The sequence below is a fragment of the Arthrobacter sp. 2YAF22_2 genome, from assembly GCF_052114645.1.
GTDB lineage: Bacteria > Actinomycetota > Actinomycetes > Actinomycetales > Micrococcaceae > Arthrobacter.
This window is the reverse complement of the sequence record NZ_JBFRFD010000103.1, coordinates 1-8,596: the sequence shown is the minus strand read 5'-3', so window position 1 is coordinate 8,596 and position 8,596 is coordinate 1. Positions and strand designations below refer to the sequence as shown.

Sequence of the window (8,596 nt, the reverse complement as noted above, 5' to 3'; positions counted from 1 at the left end):
CCCTGGACCAGCGACGTGGCACAGTTACCCACGCCGACGATTGCAACACGAATCGGATTTGCAGACACGAAACTCCCTTTGAGAACAAACTTCAGCGCCCGGCCCGGACGCACTCTAAATGTACGACGACGGCAAACGGGCACAACGCCATGCGGCGCCCTTGCATTCTAGTCAACGGCGCCGGGACCTAAGTTGTTCCCGGCCGCGGCACCGAATCTGTTACGTTCGGCGCCGGGACGGCGGACCGCCCCGGCGCCGGCTCATTTCTGGGCCCAGAGATTGATGCCGGACTCGACGGCGAACTCGTCGATCGCCTCCAGCTCACCGGCCGTGAACTCCAGATTGTTGACCGCGGCCAGAGTGTCCTCGAGTTGCCGGACGCTGGAGGCACCGACCAGCGCGGAGGTCACGGAACTGCCCGTGACCTGCTCGCGGAGGATCCAGGCGATGGCCATTTGCGCGAGGGTCTGGCCCCGGCCCTCGGCGATCCGGTTGAGCCCACGGACGCGGTCCAGCTTTGCGTCGTCGATCATGCCCTGGTCCAGGGACTTGTGCTGCGCGGCGCGGGAATCCTCCGGCACGCCGTCGAGGTAACGGTCGGTGAGCATGCCCTGCGCCAGCGGCGAGAAGGCGATGGACCCGGCGCCCACCTGCTCCAGCGCCTCGTAAAGGTTCGGACTTCCGTCCTCGGTCCAGCGGTTCAACATCGAATAGCTGGGCTGGTGGATCAACAACGGGGTGCCCAGGTCCTGAAGGATCCGCGCCGCCTCGATGGTCTGCTCCGGGGTGTAGGACGAAATCCYGGCGTAGAGCGCTTTGCCGGAGCGCACGGCCTGGTCCAGCGCTCCCATGGTCTCCTCCAGCGGCGTCTCCGGATCCGGACGGTGGCTGTAGAAGATGTCCACGTAGTCCAGGCCCATGCGAGCCAGCGACTGGTCCAGGCTGGCCAGCAGGTACTTGCGGGAGCCCCCGTTGCCGTAGGGCCCGGGCCACATGTCGTAGCCTGCCTTGCTGGAGATGATGAGTTCGTCGCGGTACGGGGCGAAGTCGTCCTTGARGTGCCGGCCGAAGTTGGTCTCCGCGCTGCCGTAGGGCGGCCCGTAGTTGTTGGCGAGGTCGAAGTGGGTGACGCCCAGGTCGAAGGCGCGGCGCAGGATGGCGCGCTGCACCTCGAAGGGCTTGTCGTCGCCGAAGTTGTGCCACAGGCCCAGCGATATGGCCGGCAGCTTCAGGCCGCTGCGGCCCACGCGGCGGTAGGGCATGGCGTCATAGCGGTTTTCTGCCGCAAGGTATGTCATGGGTCTATCCTGCCTCAGTCGGGAGCATTCTTTGGTGGTCAGTTTCGCCGCTAGGGCGCGACGACGGCGGCGCTGTGGCCGGGCAGCTCGAGCCCGTCCGTACCCAGCCCGGCGTCGGCCTCCGTGGCGAGCAGCAGCGAACCGCCGCCGACGGCAACCCGCCGCGGTTCGGCGGAGAAGTTCATTGCCACCTCCACGCTGCCGCGCCGCAGCAGCAGCCAGCCCTCGTCTTCGCTGAAGTCGACGGCTGTGTCCGCAAAGCCGAGTCCGGCGAGTTCCGGCCTCTCACGGCGCAGCGCGATCAGCTGGCGGTACAGCTCCAGCAGCCGCGCGTGCTCGCCCGTTGCAGCCTCGGACCAGTCCAGCTTGGAGCGGGTGAACGTGGCCGGGTCCTGCGGGTCGGGCACGACGGCGGGATCCCAGCCCATCCGTTCGAATTCCTTGATCCGGCCCTCCGCGGTGGCCTTGCCGAGCTCGGGTTCCGGGTGCGAGGTGAAGAACTGCCAGGGCGTGGTGGCGCCGTACTCTTCGCCCATGAACAGCATCGGCGTGAAAGGGGCGGTCAGGGTCGCGACGGCGGCGAGCGCCAGCTGCCCGTAGCCGAGGGTCTGGGAGAGCCTGTCGCCGGTGGCCCGGTTGCCGATCTGGTCATGGTTCTGGTTGCAGACCACCAGGGCGGCCGGGTGGACCAGGGAGGTGTTGATGGGCCGGCCGTGGTGCCGGCCCCGGAAGCTGGAGTAGCTCCCGTCGTGGAAGAAACCCTTCTCGAGGACCTTGGCGAATGCCGCGAGTGAATCGAAGTCGGCGTAGTAGCCGGTGGTTTCCCCGCTGACGTTGACGTGGACGGCGTGGTGGAAGTCGTCACTCCACTGCCCGGCAAGGCCGTCGCCGTTCGCGTCGCGCGGGTAGAGCAGGCGCGGGTTGTTCAGGTCCGACTCGGCGATCATCGTCGCGGGTCGCCCGGTTTCGGCGGCGACAGTATCGGCCAGGGTCCCGAACTCCTCCAGCAGGTCGACGGCGCGCTCGTCCTTGAAGGCGTGCACCGCGTCGAGCCGGAGGCCGTCCACGTGATACTCCCGCAGCCACATGGCCGCGTTGTCCAGGATGTAGCCGCGGACCACGTCGGAACCGGGCCCGTCCAGGTTGACCGAGTCACCCCAGGTGTTGCCCTCGCCGGACTTGAGGTAAGGCCCGTACCGGGGCAGGTAGTTGCCGCTGGGGCCGAGGTGGTTGTAGACGACGTCCTGGATGACGCCCAACCCGGCGTGGTGCGCGGCGTCAACGAAGCGCAGGTACGCGGCGGGGCCGCCGYAGCCCTCGTGCACGGTGTACCAGAGGACGCCGTCGTAGCCCCAGTTGTGGGTGCCGTTGAACCCGTTGACCGGCAGCAGTTCCACGAAGTCGACGCCGAGCTCGGCGAGGTAGCCGAGCTTTCCGATCGCCGCATCCAGCGTGCCCTCGGGCGTGAAGGTACCCAGATGCAGCTCGTAGATCACCGCCCCCCGCAGTTCGCGGCCCGCCCAGCCGCCGTCCGTCCACGCATGGCTGCCGGGGTCGAAGGTCCGTGAGAGCGCGTGCACCCCCTCGGGCTGGCGGCGCGACCGCGGGTCCGGCAGCGGCGTGGAGTCGCCGTCCAGCAGGTAGCCGTAGTCGACCTCGCCGGAGGCCGGGGCCTCCGGCGCGGCCCACCAGCCGGCGCGGCCGTCCGCAGCGGCCCGGCGCATCGGGTAACGCTGTCCGCCGGCGAGCAGGGTGACCTGCTGCGCATCCGGCGCCCAGAGGTCGAAGCGTTCGGTTCCATGTGCAGGCAGAGTCATTGCCGTTCCCCCTCTATCGGTTCGTCAGTTCGGGCGTGTCAGGCGGCCGGGATCAGGAGGGCCACCGGATAGTCGCGGAGGACCTCCGCGACCTTCGCCGTGCCGGGGCCGAAGGACCTGCCGCTGAGCTGGTCGGTCATGGCGGCGGCGAGTTCGATGGCGGTGTCCTGCCAGCCGCCGCGCTGTTCGAGGCCGCGCGGCAGCCTCGTGGCCAGGGTAATGGCGCCGGGGGCGCCGGCGCCGCGGTCAAAGGCGACCAGGTGCCCGGCCGAGGCTCCGGTCACCGGCACCGGCGTGTAGCCCGTGAACCGTTCCGGTGCGTCCCGCCGCAGGCGCAGGGCCCGGGAGGTCACCAGCAGCTTCGCGGCGTCCTCCCGGTACGACGCCGGCAACTCGCCGGCGTCGAGCGCGGCCAGGGCGGCGCGCCGGGGTCCGAAGTCGAACGGCCTGCGGTTGTCCGGGTCGGTCAGGGAGCGGTCCCAGAACTCGGTGCCCTGGTATACGTCCGGCACGCCGGGCATGGTGAGTTGCACGAGTTTGGCGGACAGCGCGTTGGCGGAGCCGTAGGGATCCAGCAGTGCCACCAGCGAGTCGAGTTCGGCGCGCACCTCGTCGTTGTCGAAGGCGGCGTCGACGGCGGCTGTCAGCGTCGCTTCGAAGTCCGCGTCCGGGTCCAGCCAGTCGGTGGAATTGCCGGCCTCGCGGGCAGCCTTCTGGGCGTAGGACTGGAGCCGCTCCCGGTCCGCGGGCCAGACCCCGGCCACGGCCTGCCAGAGCAGGTTGGCCAGCGGTCCGTCCGGCAGTGGCGCCAGTTCCTGCAGCCGCCGCAGGGACGCCGTCCATTCGGGTGCCAGCTCCGCCAGCACCGAGATCCGTGCCCGGGTGTCCTCGCTGCGCTTGGTGTCGTGGGTGCTGAGCGTGGTCATGGACAGCGGCAGGCGGGCCTGCCGGCGGGCCATCCGGGCATGGAACTCGCCGACGGGCAGCGCGAACTCGGTGGGGTCCGCGCCGACTTCAGTGAGGGTTCCCAGCCGGGTGTAGCGGAAGAACGCGGTGTCCTCGACGCCCTTGGCCATCACCATGCCGGAGGTTTGCTGGAAGCGGCGGCCCAGTTCGGCGTCGGCACCGGGGCCGGCGTGCAGCAGCAGGGGCAGCATTGCCCGCACGGCGGGAGCCAGGTCGGGGCGACGGCGGACGGCGAGATCGCAGGCTTCACGCAGCACGCCCTCTCCGTCGGGCAGGTAGCTGCGGTAGACCGGGAACGCCGCGGTAATTTCGGACAGCGCATCGACGGCGACGTCCGGGCCAAGCCCGGCACCGGCCGGGACCAGGCGGGCCAGCCGCCGCATTTCCGAATGCAGGATCCCGTCCGTGATCCGGCGCTTGGTGCCGCGGATCATCTCCTGGTAGCCCGCGGGCTTCCCGCCGCGTAGCGAGGCATCAAGCGCGTCGAGGTCGGCTTGGCCGGCGGGGTCAACGAAGACCCGGTCCACGTCCGCGAGGGCGTCGTAGCCGGTGGTCCCTTCGCACTCAAAGCCGGCCGGAAGCTCCTCCCCCGGCTCAAGGATTTTCTCGATCAGCAGGTACGCCCCGCCGGTCACTTCGCGCAGCCGCTGAAGGTAGCCTGCCGGATCCGCGAGGCCGTCCGGGTGATCGATGCGGAGCCCGTCCACCAAGTCCTCGCGGAACCAACGAACAACTTCTTCGTGGGCCTCGTCGAAGACTTCCGGGATCTCCACTTTGATCCCGGCGAGGGTGTTGACCGCGAAGAACCGGCGGTAGTTCAGGTCCGTGTCGGCTCGGCGCCAGCCCACCAGTTCGTAGTGCTGCCGGTCGTGGACCTCGCGCGGGTCGTCACCTGCCGTGTAAGTGCCGTCCGCCAGCGGGAACCGGTGGTCGTAGTACCGCAGCTCGCCGTCGCGGATCTCGAGGGCGTCGACGTCGGAGTCCTCGCCCAACACGGGGATCCGGATCCGGCCGCCGCCGAAGTCCCAGTCGACGTCGAACGCCTGGGCGTACCGCGACTCGCGGCCTTCCTTGAGCAGCGACCACCACCAGGGGTTCTGGGCCGGGGTGGCGACGCCGACATGGTTGGGCACGATGTCCACGAGGACGCCCATGCCGGCGGCCCGCGCGGCCCGGGACACCGCCTCAAGCCCTTCCGGGCCGCCGCGGTCCGGGTCGATCGCGGCCGGGTCGGTGACGTCGTAACCGTGGTCCGAGCCCTGCTCCGCCGTCAGGATCGGCGACAGGTAGACCCAGTCGACGCCCAGGGACTTCAGGTAGGGCACGGTTGCGGCGGCATCCTGCAGGGTGAAGCCCGGCCGGATCTGCAGCCGGTAGGTCGAGGCGGGGGTCCTCATGCTTGCGTCGCCCTTGCCTCGCTCGCGTCCGCTGCCTTGGTCTGGGCCTCCACCATCTCCTCCTGGGCTTCCTCTTGCTCGGCCATGGAGGCCAGGGACGCCGCTGCGGAGTAGTCAACCTCGGCCTCGGGGCCGGAGTAGGCCCGCAGCACCACCATGGACTTGGCGTGCAGCGCCAGGGTGGCCCCGGCCTTGAGCGGTTCGTAGGCGTCGGCCTGCGCCGCGGTGTCAAAGAGCACCTCCCAGTACTGGGAATACTCGTCGGAAGGCAGGCAGAAGTCCACGGCGTCATCGTGGGCATTGAAGGCCATGATGAAGCTGTCATCGGTGATCCGACGGCCGCGGGAATTCTGCTCCTGGATRCCGTCGCCGTTGTAGAAGACGCCGATGGTCCTGCCGAAGCCGCTCCCCCAGTCCTCCGGCAGCATTTCGGTGCCGTCCGTCTTGAGCCAGACGATGTCCGGCAGCTTCTCGCCCTCACCGCGGACGACCGGCCGGCCGTCGAAGAAGCGGCTGCGGCGGAACGTCGGGTGGTCGTGGCGGATTTTATTGACGAAGGCGGTGAACTCCACGAGCGGCTGGTCCATGGCTTCCCAGTGCACCCAGCTCAGCTCGGAGTCCTGGCAGTAGGTGTTGTTGTTGCCCTGCTGCGTGCGCCCGAGCTCGTCGCCGTGGAGCAGCATTGGCACCCCCTGCGAGAGCAGCAGGGTGGCGATGAAGTTCCGCTGCTGGCGCGCACGGAGGGACAGCACGGTGTCGTTGTCCGTGTCGCCTTCTTCGCCGCAGTTCCAGGAGCGGTTGTGCGATTCGCCGTCGTTGTTGCCTTCGCCGTTGGCCTCGTTGTGCTTCTCGTTGTAGGACACCAGGTCCCGCATCGTGAACCCGTCGTGGGCGGTGACGAAGTTGATCGACGCCACGGGGCGGCGGGCCGAGCTCTCGTACAGGTCGGCCGAGCCGGTGAGCCGGGAGGCGAATTCGCCCAGCGTCGACGGTTCGCCGCGCCAGAAGTCGCGGACGGTGTCGCGGTACTTGCCGTTCCACTCCGTCCATTGCGGCGGGAAGTTGCCCACCTGGTAGCCGCCGGGGCCGACGTCCCACGGCTCGGCGATCAGCTTGACCTGGGAAACGATCGGGTCCTGCTGGATCAGTTCGAAGAAGGTGGACAGCTTGTCGACGTCGTAGAACTCACGGGCCAGCGTGGAGGCGAGGTCGAAGCGGAAGCCGTCCACGTGCATCTCGGTGACCCAGTACCGCAGGGAGTCCATCAGCAGCTGCAGCGAGTGCGGGTGCCGCACGTTGAGCGAGTTGCCGGTGCCGGTGTAGTCCATGTAGTGCTTCAGGTCGCCGTCGACCAGGCGGTAGTACGCCTGGTTGTCGATGCCCTTGAAGGAGAGCGTGGGGCCGAGGTGGTTGCCTTCCGCGGTGTGGTTGTACACGACGTCGAGGATGACTTCGATGCCGGCCCGGTGCAGCTCGCGGACCATCGCCTTGAATTCCTGGACCTGGTGTCCCACGTCGCCGGAGGAGCTGTAGCTGTTCTGCGGGGCGAAGAAGCCGATGGTGTTGTAGCCCCAGTAGTTGTTGAGGCCCTTYTCCACGAGCGTTCCGTCGTTGACGAACTGGTGGACGGGCATGAGCTCGATGGCCGTGACGCCGAGCTTCTTCATGTGCTCGATGACTGCCGGGTGGGCGACGCCGGCGTAGGTGCCGCGCTGGTCTTCCGGAATATCCGGGTGCAGCTCCGTCAGGCCCTTGACGTGGGCCTCGTAGATGACCGAGTGGTGGTAGGGGATCCGCAGTTGGCGGTCGCCGTCCCACTCAAAGAACGGGTTGATGACCACGCCGTGCATCGTGTGCGGCGCCGAGTCGGCGTCGTTGCGGGAGTCGGGGTCACCGAATTCGTAGGTGAAGAGCGCCGGGTCCCAGTCGATCTGGCCCTGGACAGCCTTGGCGTACGGGTCCAGCAGCAGCTTGTTCGGGTTGAAGCGGTTGCCGCTCGCCGGATCGTACGGGCCGTGGACCCGGTAGCCGTATTTCTGGCCGGGCTGGATCTGCGGCAGGTAGCAGTGCCAGACGTAGCCGTCCACCTCGGTCAGCTCGATCCGGGTCTCGGTCAGGTCATCAGCCAGCAGGCAGAGTTCGACCCGTTCCGCCTGTTCGCTGAACAGGGCGAAATTGGTGCCGGTGCCATCAAAGGTGGCTCCCAGCGGGTAAGCCGTTCCGGGCCAGACTTCCATGTGTACTCCTCGTGCGTGGCGAACTATCTCTAGACAGACTACTTGTAAGTAGGGTTACTAATTGACTCGGCCTTGGTGCGTACGCGTTTGTTACTGCTGCGCCATGACCTCCGGCAGCGCTTCCGCAATGTCCGATGCCGTTAGCGGACCGCCGCTTGATGCCAGGATTCCGGCGCGGCCGTGCAGGCTCGCGGCCATCGCCGCGATGGCCGCCCACCGGTCCTTCCCGGCGATGCCGCGGGCGCTGAAGGAGACGGTGTCTTCAGCGAGCTGGGCCAGCAATGATCCCAGCAGCCCGGCCAGTACGTCGCCGCTGCCGGCTGTGGCCATCCAGGGGCTGGCCTCGGCCTGGCTGAAGACGGCGCCCGCTGGGGCGGCCACCAGAGTGGTGGCGCCCTTGAGCAGCACGGTCGCGCCGGTGAGCCCGGCGCCCCGCCGGGCGGCTGCCAGCGTCGCGTCCTCGACGCCGGAGCGTTCCGGGGCGTCGCCGTATCGGCCCAGGAGCGCGGCCAGCTCGCCGGCGTGCGGGGTAAGCACGGTTCGGGGCGAAAGTTTACGGGGCAGCGCGGGGAGGGCGCCGGCGTCGGCCACGGTGGGGAGCCCGGCCGCCGCGGCCTCGCGGACGCGGTCCAGTTGCTCGTGTGCGCCGTCGTCCAGCCCGGGGCCGAGCAGCCAGGCCTGGACGTGCGCGTCCGCGATGCTGGTGCCGCAGACCACCTCGGGGCAGGAGTGCCGCACCAGGTCGGCCACCTCGGGCGGCCCGACGTAGCGGACCATGCCGRCCCCGGAAGCCAGGGCGCCCCGGCAGGCGAGCACGGCGGCGCCCGGGTAGCGCGTTGATCCGGCCACGACGCCGAGCACGCCGCGGGAGTATTTGTGCG

At 68.9% G+C, this 8,596-nt stretch carries 5 protein-coding genes; all 5 read right to left on the bottom strand.

Annotated elements, in window-relative coordinates; genetic code table 11:
- Window positions 1-260: 260 nt before the first annotated feature.
- The gene (mgrA, locus tag AB4Y86_RS06325) at window positions 261-1,298 is read right to left on the bottom strand and encodes an L-glyceraldehyde 3-phosphate reductase (RefSeq protein ID WP_441401097.1); all 1,038 of its coding nucleotides are present in this window, start codon (window positions 1,296-1,298) and stop codon (window positions 261-263) included.
- 50 nt (window positions 1,299-1,348) lie between these two features.
- Window positions 1,349-3,115 (bottom strand): malto-oligosyltrehalose trehalohydrolase, encoded by a 1,767-nt coding sequence (gene treZ / locus AB4Y86_RS06320; protein WP_441401095.1) that lies wholly within the window; start codon window positions 3,113-3,115, stop codon window positions 1,349-1,351.
- A 38-nt stretch (window positions 3,116-3,153) separates the two neighbouring features.
- Entirely contained in the window at window positions 3,154-5,478 is a 2,325-nt protein-coding gene (gene treY / locus AB4Y86_RS06315; RefSeq protein ID WP_441401093.1) for a malto-oligosyltrehalose synthase, read from the bottom strand.
- On the bottom strand, window positions 5,475-7,715 hold the full coding sequence (gene glgX, locus AB4Y86_RS06310; protein WP_441401091.1) for a glycogen debranching protein GlgX: 2,241 nt from the start codon (window positions 7,713-7,715) through the stop codon (window positions 5,475-5,477). Before glgX ends, treY begins: the two co-directional genes overlap by 4 nt.
- A 90-nt stretch (window positions 7,716-7,805) precedes the next feature.
- Window positions 7,806-8,596, bottom strand: a 791-nt coding sequence (locus AB4Y86_RS06305) for an ADP-dependent NAD(P)H-hydrate dehydratase (protein WP_441401090.1), incomplete at its 5' end; no start/stop codon positions are given.

What these genes read in the sequence shown, in the direction of transcription:
- treY (WP_441401093.1), bottom strand. Translation starts at nt 5,478, where the DNA reads ATGAGGACCCCCGCCTCGACCTACCGGCTGCAGATCCGGCCGGGCTTC.